We start from the raw sequence: 12,866 nt of genomic DNA, 5'->3' as shown, positions 1-12,866 counted from the left end.
GGGAGGCTTTGCCGCCTCGCGGGTCCTGGAGGTGCACGGCGAGCGCATGGTGACGCGCAGCTTCGACCCGGGCTTCCGGATCGAGCTGCACCAGAAGGACCTGAATCTCGCCCTCCAAGGCGCTCGCGCGCTCGGCGTCGCGCTGCCCAACACCGCCACCGCGCAGGAGCTCTTCAACACCTGCGCGGCTCACGGCGGCAAAGGCTGGGATCACTCGGCGATGGTGCGCGCGCTGGAGATCATGGCCGGACACGAACTCGCCTGAGGCAGCCGCGGCACCGCCAAATGCACCATCGAACGGCGGCGCGGACGCGCCTAGGATGAGGGCCGTCGTGATCGCCCGCCGGAACCTCGCGCGATGCCGCCCGCCCTCCCCGCCTTCTCGGCGGCCTACGCCCCCGACGATGCCGCCCTGGTGCGCGGCTTCCTGGACGGGTCCGCCCTGTCGCCCGCAGCCGAGGCCCGGGTCGACGCGCTGACCCGCGACCTGATCGGTGCCATCCGGGCCGGCGAGAGCGGCCTCGCAGGCAGCCTCGGCGGCGTCGAGGCGATGCTGCGCGAGTACGCGCTCTCGACCAAGGAGGGTCTCGCCCTGATGGTGCTGGCCGAGGCGCTCCTGCGCGTGCCCGACGCCGCCACCGCCGACCGGCTCATCGAGGACAAGCTCGGGCAGGGCGACTTCGCCCACCACGCGATCCGCTCGGAGGCGCTGCTCGTCAACGCCTCGGCCTTCGCGCTCGGCCTCTCGGCCCGCATCATCCATCCGGGCGAGACCCCGGAGGGCATCCTGGCGGCGCTCGCCAGGCGCATCGGCCTGCCGGCGCTCCGCACCGCCGCCCGCCAGGCCATGCGGGTGATGGGGAGCCATTTCGTCCTCGGCGAGACGATCGGGGCGGCGCTCCGACGCTCGGCGAGCGGGCAGGGCCGGCTCTACCGCTACTCCTTCGACATGCTGGGCGAGGGCGCCCGCACGGCGGCGGACGCGGCCGCCTACAGAAACGCCTACGCCGAGGCCATCGCGTCGATCGGGCGGGCGGCCGGCACCGCCCCCCTGCCCGACCGGCCCGGCATCTCCGTGAAGCTCTCGGCGCTCCATCCCCGCTACGAGGCCGTGAGCCGCGCCCGGGTGATGGACGAGCTGGTGCCGGTGGTGCGCGAGCTTGCCCGCGCCGCGCGGCGCGACGACCTCAATTTCACGGTGGATGCCGAGGAGGCGGACCGGCTCGAACTGTCGCTCGCGGTGTTCGCCGCGGTGCTGGCCGATGAGGCGCTCTGCGGCTGGGACGGGTTCGGCCTCGCCGTCCAGGCCTACCAGAAGCGCTGCCTGGCCGTGATCGACCACGTGGCGGACCTCGCCCGCCGCCTCGACCGGCGCCTGATGGTGCGCCTCGTCAAGGGCGCCTACTGGGACACGGAGGTGAAGCGGGCGCAGGAGCGGGGCCTCGCCGACTATCCCGTCTTCACCCGCAAGAGCGTGACGGACCTGAGCTACATGGCGGCGGCCGAGCGGCTGCTCGCCCACCGGCCACGCCTGTTCCCGCAATTCGCCACCCACAACGCGCTGACGGTCGCGGGGATCGTGGCCCGCGCCGGGGAATCCGGCGGCTACGAGTTCCAGCGCCTGCACGGGATGGGCGAGGCGCTCTACGGGCGCCTCATCGAGCGCCTGCCGGGCGTCGCCTGCCGCATCTACGCGCCGGTCGGCGGGCACCGCGACCTCCTCGCCTACCTGGTGCGCCGCCTGCTCGAGAACGGCGCCAACTCCTCCTTCGTCTCGCAGGCCGCCGACCCGGCCGTGCCGGTCGAGAACCTGCTGCGCCGCCCGGCCGAGAGCGTCGGCGGGCCGGAGCGGGCGCGCCATCCGCGCCTGCCCCTGCCCCGGGACCTGTTCGCGCCCGAGCGCGCCAATTCGGCCGGGATCGAGTTCGGCGCCGACGCCCAGCGCGACGAACTCCTCGCCGAGGTCCGGGCGGGCGCCGGCCCGGCGGACGCCCATCCGCTGATCGACGGCGCCGGGCGCGGAGGCCCCGCGCGCGAGGTCGCGAGCCCCATCGACGGCGCCCCGGTCGGGCGCGTGACCGAGGCGGCGCCCGAGACCGCCGAGGCCGCCATGCGGGCGGCGCGCGCGGGGGCCCGCGCCTGGGCGGCCGCCCCGGCCGGGACGCGCGCCGCCGCGCTCGCGCGGGCCGGGGACGCGATCGAGGCCGCCCGCGGCCGGCTGATCCACCTCCTCCAGGCCGAGGCCGGCAAGACCCTCGACGACGCGCTCGGCGAGGTCCGCGAGGCGGCCGATTTCTGCCGCTACTACGCGGCGCAGGGTCGCCGCCTCTTCGCGGAGCCGATCGCACTGCCCGGCCCCTCCGGCGAGAGCAACCGGCTGTCTCTGCGCGGGCGCGGCGTCTTCGTGGCGATCTCGCCCTGGAACTTCCCGCTCGCCATCTTCGTCGGCCAGATCGCCGCCGCGCTGATGGCCGGCAACGCGGTGGTGGCCAAGCCCGCCGAGCAGACGCCCCTGGTGGCGGCCGAGGCCGTACGCCTGCTGCACCGGGCGGGCATCCCGCCCGCCGCCCTCCAGTTCGTGCCGGGCGACGGCGCGGTCGGCGCGCGGCTCGTCGCGCACGAGGCCCTCGCGGGGGTGGTGTTCACGGGCTCGACGGCGGTGGCGCGGGGCATCAACCGGGCGCTGGCGGAGCGGGACGGCCCGATCCTGCCGCTGATCGCCGAGACGGGTGGCATCAACGCCATGCTGGTCGACGCCACCGCCCTGCCCGAGCAGGTTGCCGACGACGCCGTAACCTCGGCCTTCCGCTCGGCCGGCCAGCGCTGCTCGGCCCTGCGCCTCCTCCTCGTCCAGGCGGACGTGGCCGAGCGGGTGATCACCGCGATCGCGGGCGCCGCCCGGGAATTGCGCCTCGGCGACCCGCGCGACCCCGCGACCCATGTGGGGCCGGTGATCGATGCCGAGGCCAAGGCCCGCCTCGACGCGCACGCGGCGGCGATGCGCCGATCCGCCCGCGTGCACCTCGCCGGACGAGCGCCGCCGGGCGGCCACTTCGTCGCGCCGCAGATCTACGAGATCGCGGGGCCGGAGGCGCTCCGCGAGGAGGTGTTCGGCCCCGTGCTGCACGTGGCGCGCTATGCTGCGGGCGACCTCGACCGGGTCCTCGACGCGGTCGCGGCCTCGGGCTACGGCCTGACGCTCGGCATCCACTCGCGCATCGACGCGACGGTGGAGCGGGCGGTGGCGCGGCTCCCCCACGGCAACGTCTACGTCAACCGCAACATGATCGGCGCGGTGGTGGGGGTGCAGCCCTTCGGCGGCTGCGGTCTCTCCGGCACCGGCCCGAAGGCCGGCGGCCCGCATTACCTGCCGCGCTTCGCCACCGAGCAGACCGTGACCGTCAACACGGCGGCGGCCGGCGGCGACGCGGCCCTGCTCTCGCTCGAGGGCTGAGCGGGGTCAGCCTTGTGCGAACCTTGCGGGATGAACCTCGGCCGGCGCCCCGCGCTGGCAGCCGGAACATCCCCGAGCCGTCCTCACTCCTCCGTTTCCTCCCGCCTGCGCGCCTCCGCGCGGCCCCGCTCGATGCCGAGATCGACGAGGCGCCGGGTCAGGCGCAGGCCGAGCCAGAACAGGAGGGCGCAGAGCGCGAGGGCGGCGGCGACTTTGACGGGCTGCATCGCCGGACGGCTTACCACGCGGGCGGCGGCCGCGCGTCCCCCGCTATACCCCGGGCCCGGAAGGCGGGGCGCCCCGCTCCGGCGTCGGCACGGCGCCGAGGGTCTCGGCGGGTCCCGCCGCGCCAAGTCGGCGCAGGAGCGCCTCGTAGGTCTCGGCCGCGGGCGAGCCGGGCTGGCGCTCGTTCGTGGCCGCCAGGAGGTCGCGCAGGTCGGCGGCGAAGCGACCCCGGGCTTCCTCCCCGCCGGGGCTTGCCGCGAACAGGTGCCCGAGCGCGAGTTCGAGGGCTCCGATCAGCACCCGCAGCCGTTCGACCTCGTCCTGCATCCCCGCCTCCCGGTCCGGCGCCGCCAGCCGCGAGCGGGCAACGCACCGGCCGGCCGGCGGGTTCGGCCGGCCGGGTTCAGGCGAGCTTGGGCGGCGCGTCGGCCGTGACGGCGCCGACCGGGCGCCAGACGTTGCGGGCGAGTCCCAGCCGCTCGCCGCGGTCGAGGAGCCACCAGCCGAGGCGGGTGCGCCAGCGGGCGAGGCCGAGAGCCGACCAGAGGTCGAGGCCCGCGAGCGGCAGGAACGGGTTGTGGCGGTCGTAGGCCCAGACCTCGATGCGGACCGAGGGGCGCAGCGAGGGGCCGCGGGCGTGGAAGCCCACCGTGTCGCCGACGACGAGCGTGTTGCCCGGCACCGCGAAGGCGACCGGATCGCGGTAGCCGAGCCGCTTCAGCTCGGCCCGGCTCGCCCGGAAGGAGCCGCGCCCGGTGAGCCGGTCGGGGTCGCGGGCGGCCCCGCGCGCGAGTCGCCGCTCCCAGGCGAGGCGGCGCCGGGTCGGGCGGTGCGAGCCCGGCACGTAGGTGAAGGGGCCCTCGTCCCCGGCGACGTCCGTGAGGAAGAGCCAGGCCTTCATGGTCGGGTGGAAGGTGTCGATGTGGAAGTTCGTCTGCGGGTCCGGCGGCCCCTCGACCACGTGCGACAGGATGGTCTGGACCGTGATGACGGGCTCGCAATTGTAGCTCGACACGTAGCGCAGGAGCCCGCGCCACTCGGGCAGCGCCAGCAGGCGGCGCATCGCCGGCATCCGCTTCAGGGTCTCGGGATCGAGGGGGATGCGGCGGGTGACGGTGTCGCCCTGGATCTGCTCTCGGGCCTCGGCCGCCACGCTCGTCACCTCGGCGAGCACCGCCCGGTGCAGGTCGGCCGGCATGAAGTCGGGCTTGGCGATGAAGCCGTCGCGCGCGAAGGCGGCCCGGTCCTCCGGGCTCGCGAGGTGGGCGAGCTGGCGGCGGCGCAGGTCCGCCATGGCGTGGGCAAGCCGCACCCGGGCCGTGTGCAGGCCGGCCCGGTTCAGGCGCTCCGACCCCAGGATCGGGTTGTCGACGAAGGATTTGGCGCCCGTGCCGATCTGGGCGAGCCAGAACGGCGCCCGCAGGATGTCCCTGAAGGAGACGGTGCGCTGGGTGGCGGTGACGCTCATCGAACCTCGGACCTCCGGATGATCCCCCGGCCGCTCCCCGCCGGAGCGCCCGCGGCGAGCCTCCGGCGCAATCTTGCGGAAACTGAGGCATGTCCGGACCGGCGCGCATCCCGGGCTGCGCCGGCCCCCGCGAGCCCCTATCTGTCGGGTGCCGGGCCTTAAGCCCCGAGACACCCCGAGAGAGCCCCTTGAGTTCGCGCGAGACCTTTCACATCGAGATCCTGGGGCCCGAGGCGGACGAGGTGCAGGCCCGCGTCTCCGTGCGCACGAGCGACCTCGAGGGCGCCCGCGAGCGGGCCCTGCGCCTGTTCGCGCGGGCCCGCGTGCCCCAGCGGACGGGGAACCCGGCGGAGGCCGTGCGGGTGATCGACGGGGCGGGCCGCGAGGTCTTCCACTGGAGCCGGTTCGACGAGCGGGGTTGAGGCTTCCTACTCGATGAGGAGCAGTCCGCGCTTGCGGCCGCCGTCGAGGGTGTCCATGGCCGAGAAGAGCCGGCCGCGCTCGATCAGCCAGGGCCGCACGGCGCGGTTGGTGTCGAGGACGAGAACGAGATCCTCCTCCTCGAGATAGCCGCCGATGGGCGAGTGATGGCCCGCGCCGGACCCGAAGATCGGCCGGCGGCTGAAATTGACGATGTAGCGGCGATCCGGGTCGTTCGCCCGGCGCAGATGCGCCTGGAACGCCTCGGGGCCGAGGTCGCGCAGGACCGTGACCCGGCGTCCCGCATGCGTCCGCGCCAGGTCGGCCAGTTCGTCGAGGGTCAGGCCCGCGATGCAGAAGCCCGTCCGGCAGCGGCCCGTGCCGGCCAGCACCGACCCCTCGCTCGCCGCGCCCTCGCCCAGCGAGCGGAAGACGTTGGCGAGGCTCGCGGGCCCGCACCGGGACAGGTTGGATTGCCACGCGATCTCCCGCGGGAAGCGCGCGGCCACGGGCAGGCGCCAGGCCCGCTCGAAGGTCGCGCCCGAGCGCACGACCGACGCGTCGATAGCGCCCTGCGGGATGTCCCCCGGGGTCAGCGCGAGGGCGCCGACGAGACCGAGGCACGCACCCGACGCGACGAGGATGATGCGCCTCATGCGGGGCTCGCGGGATTTCGCTGCCGATCGGCCGCGTGAGACGGCCCGCGATCGAGGTTAGCCGCGTCGGCGGGGCACGGGAAGGCCGCAGCCGAACGCCGCAGCTTGATCCCGGGTGCCGCCCACGCCCTATTGTCCGGCCATGCGCCTCGCCCTCGCCCTCGTCCTGCTGACCTGCCTCCTGTTCGTGCGCAGCTACACGGTGCCTCCCGCCCCCGACCGGCGCGGCGGCACCACGGTCTCGCTCAGCCTGCCGAACCGGCCGCTCTTCGGCAGCCCGCGTGCGGATTGCCTCGGCGCGGCGGAGTCCGAGCCCGTCATCGCCTGCCTGGTCGCCTCGGTGAACCGGGCGCGGGCCGAGGGCATCCCGCTCCTGTCGCTCGGCTTCTGCGCCGCCTGCTACGACCTCTCGCAGCGCATCGCCCTGATCGGCCAGGACGAGGCGGCGGCGAAGGGGCGCCTCGCCCAGATCGCCCGCTTCGGCTGGTGAGGGAACAGTCCGGGTCCCCGATCCTTGTCCGAGGGTGATCCCGGACGCGCCCAGCGTCCGCCCCTTCAGGACGATCCGCCGATGGCCCTGCGATCCGAGACCCCGCCCCCGCCCGCCGACCTCAAGGCCCCCGCCGCACCCGCCTCCGATCGGCCGACCACGGCGCAGCTCAAGGCCGACATCGACCGGGGGCGGACCGGCGACAAGATCGACCACTACGATCCCGGCCTGTCGCAGCTCGGCACCGACGACGAGGCGGCCGGCCGCCCGAACGCGCCTGACCGCATCGCGCAGGCGCGGGCGTCCGAGGCGGCGTCCCCGCGGGTGCGGGACGCGGCCGACCCGCATGGCGGCCGGTCCTGGGTGCTGCCGGCCTTCTTCGGCTTCGTCGTGGCGGTGGCGGTCGCGATCGGCCTCGCCCTCTGGCTGCTGCGCTGAGCCGTCAGGCGCGACGGCGCGCGGCGCGGATCCGGGCGACGCGCTCGCGCGCCCGCTCAAGGGCTGCCGCCAGGGGAAACAGCGGATCGCCGCCCTGCCCCTCGATCAGCGCGTGCGCGAGGCCGCGCCGGCCCGTCCAGAACATCTCGGGGAGCCGGTAACCGGCCTCGGCGCAGGAATCGACGCGCGCGATCGCCGGGTCCGCCAGGATATCCTGCGTCACCCGGTGGACGAGGTGCACGCCGGGGGAATTGCGCGCCTCGTCCTCGTCATGGGCGATCTTGAGCCACCATGCCTCGGGGCCGGTGAGCGGCAGGATGGCGGCCGCGAGGGTGCGGGGGCCGCGGCGCAGGCGGTCGATCCGGATCCGCCCCTGCGCCCCGAGGGCCGCCACCATGGCGCGCAGGAAGGCGGCCTCCGCCGGCCGGTTGCCGACCGCGGTGCCGGCCCGCCCCTTCCAGCCGCGGGTCTCGAGGGCGATGTAGTCCTCGAGCGCCGCCGCGAGGTCCGCGGGCGCCCGGGCCGTGTCGAGGGTGAGGGCCTCTCCCGCCTCGAGGCGCTTGCCGAACTGGCGGAGCTTGCGCCGCCGCCCGCCCGGCATGTGGTCGAGATAGGCCGCCCGCTCGGGATCCGTCAGGCCGGCAAGGTCGAGGAGCGCGCGGGCATGCGGCCAGTAGGCGGCCCGGCGGCTTCCGGCGCGGGCCACCACCCCGGCAAGGCAGGCCGCGAAGGCGCCCTCCTGCGGCAGCAGCGGCATCAGGAGGCGAGCCGGCAGGCCGAGCGCCCGCGGGGCGGCGAGCAGCGCGCCGAGGGCGCGCTCCGGTTCGCGGTGCGTGACGAGCGGCAGGCCGAGCGGCGCGAAGCCGTGGCTCCAGCCCATCAGCACCGGCAGGGGCAGGCCCCAGCGCCGGGCGCGCCGGAACGGCCACAGGGCGAGCAGGCGGGCGCCCGCCTGCTCGGGCGGCCGGTCGGCGACGAGGAGAAGCTCCACCCCCGAGCCGAAGGCGCCGGCCGCCGGCAGGGCGTAGTCGGCCTCGTAGAACGGGTTGTGGGCCAGCGCGGAGGTGCCGAGGTCCCGCCAGGCCGGGACGTAGGGCGCGGCGGGGTCGAGGGGACGCCGCGCGGCGACGAGCCCCCCGGCGAGCACGGCGGACGGCCCCATCAGGCGGCGCCCCGGCGGCGGCGCAGGGCGTCGGCGAGGCCCACGATGTTGAAGCGCCACGCCGCCGCGGCGAAGCCCGCCGCCAGGAGAGCGAGGCGGAGGGCCTCGCCCATGGCGCCCCGGCCGCCGGGCAGGAGGCCGATCCCGGCAAGCAGCGCCCCGCAGAGGGCGGCGCCGAGCGCGATGCCGGCGAGGTCGGCGAGCGGCACCGGCATCCGCACCCGGTCCCGCGCGGGGGCAAGGCGGGCGCCGAGCACGAAGACGAGGCAGGCGACCCCCTGCCCGGCCGCGAAGGCGACCGCCGCGCCCATCACGCCGAGGCGCGGGATCAGCAGGACCGAGAGGCCCGCCACCGCGACCAGGAGCGCCGCCGAGGCGAACGCGTCGAGATGGCTCGTGCGGGCGAAGTAGATGATCTGACCGAAATAGTAGGAGCGGAACATCAACAGGACGCTCGCCGCGAGCAGGACGGGGGCGAGCGCCAGCGCCTGCGCCCGGTAGGCCGGCCCGAGCAGGACCGCCACGATGAGGTCGTCGAAGCTCAGCACGAACACCGCCCCGAAGGCGGCCAGCAGCGTCAGGGTCCGGGCCGCGTCCCTGAGCACGGGCGCGGCCGCGATCATGCCGCCGGCGCGGGCGTCGCGCTTGGCAATGGAGACGAGGGAGAGCGCCACGCTCTCGCCGAACACCACGAAGCTCTGGCGCAGGAAGTCGGCGACCGCCCCGTAGGCGCCGAGCTCCCCCGCGCCGGCCATCCGGCCGATGATCAGGCGGTCGCTCGTCTGGGCGAGCGCGGCGATCCCGAAGGAGAGGACGAGGGGCCAGCCGTAGGCGATCAGGCGGCGTGCCTCGGCGGTGCTCCCGCCCCCGCGCAGGAGCGGCGCGATCGCCCGGAGCGCCGGCAGGGCGGCGAGCGCGTTCGCTCCCGCCACGGCGAAGACGAGGTCGAGCGGGCCGCCCGTCCCCGCCAGGGCGAGGCTGCCGAGCCCGAGGATCAGCACGGCGCGGGCGAGGATCGCGACCGCGACCGCGCCCGCCGCGAGGCGCGCCCGCGCGATCTCGCAGGCCGCCTCGAACAGGGTCATGCCGGCGACCGCCGCCAGCACCGCCGCGGTCGCGGGCCCTCGCGCGAGGCCGCACGCGACCGCGGCCGCCCCGGCGAGGCCCGCGAGCCCCAGCATGGCGGCCAGCAGCCGCACCACGGTGCCGGTCTGGGCCGGCGCGCGCGCCTCGTCGTAGAGGGCGAAGAACGAGAATTTCGGCCATTGGCAGGTCGCCCCGTAGAGGACGAGCGCCCAGGACAGGACGAGCAGGTAGGCACCGTAGGTCTCGACCGAGGCGAGCCGGGTGAAGACCGCGACGGAGGCCATGTTGAGGCCGGCGGCGAGCGCCCGCGAGCCGACATAGGTGAGGGCGTGGCGCGCGATCATCCCCGAATCCGGCGCCGGTTTCGCCGCAGGCGCGCGGACCGTCCGGCGACGCCAGCGCGGGCGCGGCTCGGGATTTAGCACGGACGGGCCGGGCGGGGCCTGCGCCGGGGCGGGGCACGATTGTCTCACGATGGGGCGCGGGTCCGGCCTTCTCTGCATGGCAGGCCCGAGGCTGCAGAGGCTGTGCCGTGCATTGACTTCGCACCCGCGAAACCGCATATCGCGGGTGCAGCGTCAGCGGCCGTCGAGCGGATCCGCTTGAGAGGGCTGCGTGACGGACGGCGAGAGGCTGCGGCATGCGGGCTCGGACGGTCCGGCCCCTCTCTTCAAACGTGCATGCACCTGGGCTGCCCCATCACGCGGGCGGCCTCCTGCCAACGGATCGAACCTGCCGCTCAAGGCAGTCGGGGCCGGCGCGAGCGCGCACGGCCCGGGATCCGCTGCCCTGAAAGTCCAGACTTGACCCAGTTCACCGATTTCGGTCTCGCCCAGCCCGTCCTGCGGGCGCTCGCGGAGGCCGGCTACCAGAATCCCACGCCGATCCAGGCCCAGGCGATTCCCCCCGCCATGCAGGGTCGCGACCTCTGCGGCATCGCCCAGACCGGCACCGGCAAGACCGCGGCCTTCGCGCTGCCGATCCTGCACCGCCTCTCCCTGTCGGACCGGCGCGCCCCGCGTCGCGGCTGCCGCGTGCTCGTGCTCTCGCCGACCCGCGAGCTCGCCAACCAGATCGCCGAGTCCTTCTCCGATTACGGCCGCCACCTGCCCTATACCAGCACGGTGGTGTTCGGCGGCGTCACCATCGGCCGCCAGGAGCGGGCGCTGGCGCCCGGCATCGACATCCTGGTCGCCACGCCGGGCCGGCTGATCGACCTCGTCGACCGACGCTCCCTCACGCTCGAGGGCGTCGAGATCCTCGTCCTCGACGAGGCCGACCAGATGCTCGACCTCGGGTTCATCCACGCGCTCAAGCGCATCGTCCGGATGCTGCCCGCCAAGCGCCAGAGCCTGTTCTTCTCGGCCACCATGCCGAAGAACATCGCGGGACTGGCCGAGCAGTACCTCACCGACCCGGTCCAGGTCGCGGTGACGCCGGTCGCCACCACGGCCGAGCGGGTCGAGCAACAGGTGATCTTCGCCCATACGGGCGCGAAGCAGGCGCTGCTGGCCCATATCCTGCGCGACCCGAAGATCGATCGCGTCCTCGTCTTCACCCGCACCAAGCACGGGGCGGATCGCGTGGTGCGGGGCCTCGACAAGGTCGGGATCGCGGGCGCGGCGATCCACGGCAACAAGTCGCAACCCCAGCGCGAGCGGGCGCTCGCGGCCTTCCGCGACGGCTCCTGCCGGGTGCTGGTGGCGACCGACATCGCCGCCCGCGGCATCGACGTCGAGGGCGTCTCCCACGTCGTCAACTTCGACCTGCCGAACGTGCCGGAATCCTACGTCCACCGCATCGGCCGCACGGCGCGCGCGGGCGCCGACGGGCTCGCCATCTCGTTCTGCAACGACGAGGAGAAGGCGTACCTGCGCGACATCGAGCGCCTGACCCGCCAGAAGGTGCCGGTGACGGGCTTCCCCGAGGGCTTCGTGCCGCCGACCCGCCAGGAGGCCGCCGAGATCGCGGCCTCCGAGGAGCGTCGCCCCGATCAGCGCGGGCAGCGGCCGGGCCAGCGGCCCCAGGGGCAGCGCCAGGGTCAGGGCCGTCCCTTCGGCGGCGGACGCCCCGGCGAGGGCGGTCGCGGCCGCCAGGAGAGCCGGCCGCAGCAGGGGCGCCCGCAGCAGGGCCGGCCCGAGAATGGCCGCTTCGGCGAGGCGCGGGGCGAGCGGCGCGGCGACGCGCGCCCGCACCAGGGCCGGCCGGACGGCGCGGCTCGGCCCGAGGGCCGGCCGCAGCAGCGCCAGGGCCAGCGCCCGCGCCACGGGGCCGAGCCCCGCGGCGAGGGCCGCGCCATCGGCTGGCTGGAGCGTGCGCCGCGCCCCTGAGGCCGCCGCGATTCCCGCGCGAGAGACGTCGAGCGCCGCCCCCGGTCGGGCGGCGTTCCCGTGTCCGGAGCCGACAACGACGATCACATTCGCGCGTGCCGGGCCGGGCCGAGATTGATGTTCCGGGCCATCGGGAAAGATCAGATCCGGGGGGCGGCTTCGCGGCGCCCTCCCGGAGGTGCCCATGCGCCGGTTGCCGAAGCTGAACCCCGTTCTGATCGCGTCCGCCCTGGCGCTCGCCGCGAACGCGGCGGCGGATCCCGGAGGCGCGGACGCCCTGACGAGCGAGGGGCCGGTGCAGCCGGCCAAGGTCGAGGGCGGCAAGTACCTCGACAAGGACGGGAACCCGACCTACCGCGTCACCGACGGCGGCAGGAAGGTCGACTGGAACACCATGTCGGGCTACCTGCGCTACAACGCGAACTGCATCGCCTGCCACGGGCCCGACGGGGCCGGCTCGACCTACGCGCCCTCGCTCGTCGAGGCGCTGAAGCGCGACGACTATCCGACCTTCGTGGGCATCGTGGCGGGCGGCAAGCGGGACGTGAACGCCGCCCAGGAGCTGGTGATGCCGGCCTTCGGCGAGAACAAGAACGTCATGTGCTACATCGACGACATCTACGTCTACCTGCGGGCGCGCTCGGACGGCGTCGTCGGCCGCGGCCGCCCCGCCGAGCACGAGCCGAGATCCGAGGCGTTCAAGGCGCACGAGGACGCGTGCATGGGCTGACCGGCCGGGCTCGCGCTTGCCCGCGGGCGCCCGCGCGCCATCTCGAGCGTGGGATCCGCATGGGTGGCGGCGGGATGGAGATGACGGGATGCGGTTCGAGCTCTACCGGGATGCGCAGGGGCATTGGCGCTGGCGCCTGCGGGTGCAGAACGGCAACGTGATCGCGGATTCGGCCGAAGGCTACGCCCGCCGCGAGGATTGCGAGCACGGCATCGCCCTCGTGAAGGGCAGCGGCGCGGCCTCGACCGTCGACATGACCACGAAGATCGCCTGAGCCGCCGTTTCACCCTCTCGAAACCCTGAAGCGGATTGATCCTCCTCTGAATGAGTGGACACCTCTGCTACGCTCCCATGGGGGCTGGAAGGTGTCTGATGGGGACAACGAAACGAACGTTCACGCCGGAGTT

14 protein-coding genes are annotated in these 12,866 nt (G+C 75.0%); 8 read left to right on the top strand and 6 right to left on the bottom strand.

The features are described 5' to 3' along the window. Positions 1–265: NAD-binding protein (locus WDW90_RS30580; RefSeq protein WP_336491283.1), on the top strand; the 265-nt coding region annotated here is incomplete at its 5' end. Positions 266–358: 93 nt separating this feature from the next. After that, the gene (gene putA / locus WDW90_RS30575; RefSeq protein ID WP_336491282.1) at positions 359–3,454 is read left to right on the top strand and encodes a bifunctional proline dehydrogenase/L-glutamate gamma-semialdehyde dehydrogenase PutA; all 3,096 of its coding nucleotides are present in this window, start codon (positions 359–361) and stop codon (positions 3,452–3,454) included. A gap of 83 nt (positions 3,455–3,537) precedes the next feature. On the opposite strand, the gene WDW90_RS30570 is transcribed toward putA, so the two are convergent. The 3 genes from WDW90_RS30570 to WDW90_RS30560 form a co-directional block, all read right to left on the bottom strand. After that, the gene (locus WDW90_RS30570) at positions 3,538–3,681 is read right to left on the bottom strand and encodes a hypothetical protein (RefSeq protein WP_336491280.1); all 144 of its coding nucleotides are present in this window, start codon (positions 3,679–3,681) and stop codon (positions 3,538–3,540) included. Positions 3,682–3,724: 43 nt separating this feature from the next. Continuing rightward, complete coding sequence (locus WDW90_RS30565; protein WP_336491279.1) at positions 3,725–4,006, bottom strand: hypothetical protein; 282 nt, start codon at positions 4,004–4,006, stop codon at positions 3,725–3,727. A gap of 76 nt (positions 4,007–4,082) precedes the next feature. Next, on the bottom strand, positions 4,083–5,147 hold the full coding sequence (locus WDW90_RS30560) for a phytanoyl-CoA dioxygenase family protein (RefSeq protein WP_336491278.1): 1,065 nt from the start codon (positions 5,145–5,147) through the stop codon (positions 4,083–4,085). Positions 5,148–5,335: 188 nt separating this feature from the next. Here WDW90_RS30560 and WDW90_RS30555 point away from each other — a divergent pair, with 188 nt between their 5' ends. After that, positions 5,336–5,569, top strand: coding sequence for a hypothetical protein (locus tag WDW90_RS30555; RefSeq protein ID WP_336491277.1), 234 nt, complete (start codon positions 5,336–5,338; stop codon positions 5,567–5,569). A gap of 6 nt (positions 5,570–5,575) precedes the next feature. On the opposite strand, the gene WDW90_RS30550 is transcribed toward WDW90_RS30555, so the two are convergent. After that, on the bottom strand, positions 5,576–6,223 hold the full coding sequence (locus tag WDW90_RS30550; RefSeq protein ID WP_336491275.1) for a phytochelatin synthase family protein: 648 nt from the start codon (positions 6,221–6,223) through the stop codon (positions 5,576–5,578). 115 nt (positions 6,224–6,338) lie between these two features. On the opposite strand from WDW90_RS30550, the gene WDW90_RS30545 reads away from it, so the two are divergent. Together WDW90_RS30545 and WDW90_RS30540 are read left to right on the top strand one after the other, a co-directional pair. After that, on the top strand, positions 6,339–6,713 hold the full coding sequence (locus WDW90_RS30545) for a hypothetical protein (protein WP_336491274.1): 375 nt from the start codon (positions 6,339–6,341) through the stop codon (positions 6,711–6,713). 81 nt (positions 6,714–6,794) lie between these two features. Beyond that, complete coding sequence (locus WDW90_RS30540; protein ID WP_336491273.1) at positions 6,795–7,151, top strand: hypothetical protein; 357 nt, start codon at positions 6,795–6,797, stop codon at positions 7,149–7,151. A gap of 4 nt (positions 7,152–7,155) precedes the next feature. On the opposite strand, the gene WDW90_RS30535 is transcribed toward WDW90_RS30540, so the two are convergent. Then, a complete protein-coding gene (locus tag WDW90_RS30535; RefSeq protein ID WP_336491272.1) occupies positions 7,156–8,313 on the bottom strand; it encodes a GNAT family N-acetyltransferase in 1,158 nt (385 codons plus the stop codon). After that, positions 8,313–9,743: a lipopolysaccharide biosynthesis protein gene (locus WDW90_RS30530; protein ID WP_336491271.1), complete on the bottom strand. Its 1,431-nt coding sequence runs from the start codon at positions 9,741–9,743 to the stop codon at positions 8,313–8,315. The genes WDW90_RS30535 and WDW90_RS30530 overlap by 1 nt, the downstream gene beginning before the upstream one ends. A gap of 459 nt (positions 9,744–10,202) precedes the next feature. On the opposite strand from WDW90_RS30530, the gene WDW90_RS30525 reads away from it, so the two are divergent. The 3 genes from WDW90_RS30525 to WDW90_RS30515 all read left to right on the top strand — a co-directional run bounded on the left by WDW90_RS30525 (position 10,203) and on the right by WDW90_RS30515 (position 12,733). Further along, a complete protein-coding gene (locus tag WDW90_RS30525; RefSeq protein WP_336491270.1) occupies positions 10,203–11,729 on the top strand; it encodes a DEAD/DEAH box helicase in 1,527 nt (508 codons plus the stop codon). Between the two features lie 184 nt (positions 11,730–11,913). After that, positions 11,914–12,459 carry a c-type cytochrome, methanol metabolism-related gene (locus tag WDW90_RS30520; RefSeq protein ID WP_336491269.1) on the top strand — a complete coding sequence of 182 codons (546 nt, stop codon included), beginning with the start codon at positions 11,914–11,916 and terminating at the stop codon, positions 12,457–12,459. Positions 12,460–12,547: 88 nt separating this feature from the next. Next, complete coding sequence (locus WDW90_RS30515) at positions 12,548–12,733, top strand: YegP family protein (protein ID WP_336491267.1); 186 nt, start codon at positions 12,548–12,550, stop codon at positions 12,731–12,733. The last annotated feature ends 133 nt before the right edge of the window (positions 12,734–12,866 follow it).

Source organism: Methylobacterium nigriterrae, assembly GCF_037106235.1.
Classification (GTDB): Bacteria; Pseudomonadota; Alphaproteobacteria; order Rhizobiales; family Beijerinckiaceae; genus Methylobacterium; species Methylobacterium nigriterrae.
Note: the sequence above shows the minus strand (reverse complement) of the source record. Positions and strands in the feature narration are given on the sequence as shown.

What these genes read in the sequence shown, in the direction of transcription:
- putA (WP_336491282.1), top strand. Translation starts at nt 359, where the DNA reads ATGCCGCCCGCCCTCCCCGCCTTCTCGGCGGCCTACGCCCCCGACGAT.
- WDW90_RS30560 (WP_336491278.1), bottom strand. Translation starts at nt 5,147, where the DNA reads ATGAGCGTCACCGCCACCCAGCGCACCGTCTCCTTCAGGGACATCCTG.
- WDW90_RS30530 (WP_336491271.1), bottom strand. Translation starts at nt 9,743, where the DNA reads ATGATCGCGCGCCACGCCCTCACCTATGTCGGCTCGCGGGCGCTCGCC.
- WDW90_RS30540 (WP_336491273.1), top strand. Translation starts at nt 6,795, where the DNA reads ATGGCCCTGCGATCCGAGACCCCGCCCCCGCCCGCCGACCTCAAGGCC.
- WDW90_RS30535 (WP_336491272.1), bottom strand. Translation starts at nt 8,313, where the DNA reads ATGGGGCCGTCCGCCGTGCTCGCCGGGGGGCTCGTCGCCGCGCGGCGT.
- WDW90_RS30570 (WP_336491280.1), bottom strand. Translation starts at nt 3,681, where the DNA reads ATGCAGCCCGTCAAAGTCGCCGCCGCCCTCGCGCTCTGCGCCCTCCTG.
- WDW90_RS30550 (WP_336491275.1), bottom strand. Translation starts at nt 6,223, where the DNA reads ATGAGGCGCATCATCCTCGTCGCGTCGGGTGCGTGCCTCGGTCTCGTC.
- WDW90_RS30515 (WP_336491267.1), top strand. Translation starts at nt 12,548, where the DNA reads ATGCGGTTCGAGCTCTACCGGGATGCGCAGGGGCATTGGCGCTGGCGC.
- WDW90_RS30520 (WP_336491269.1), top strand. Translation starts at nt 11,914, where the DNA reads ATGCGCCGGTTGCCGAAGCTGAACCCCGTTCTGATCGCGTCCGCCCTG.
- WDW90_RS30565 (WP_336491279.1), bottom strand. Translation starts at nt 4,006, where the DNA reads ATGCAGGACGAGGTCGAACGGCTGCGGGTGCTGATCGGAGCCCTCGAA.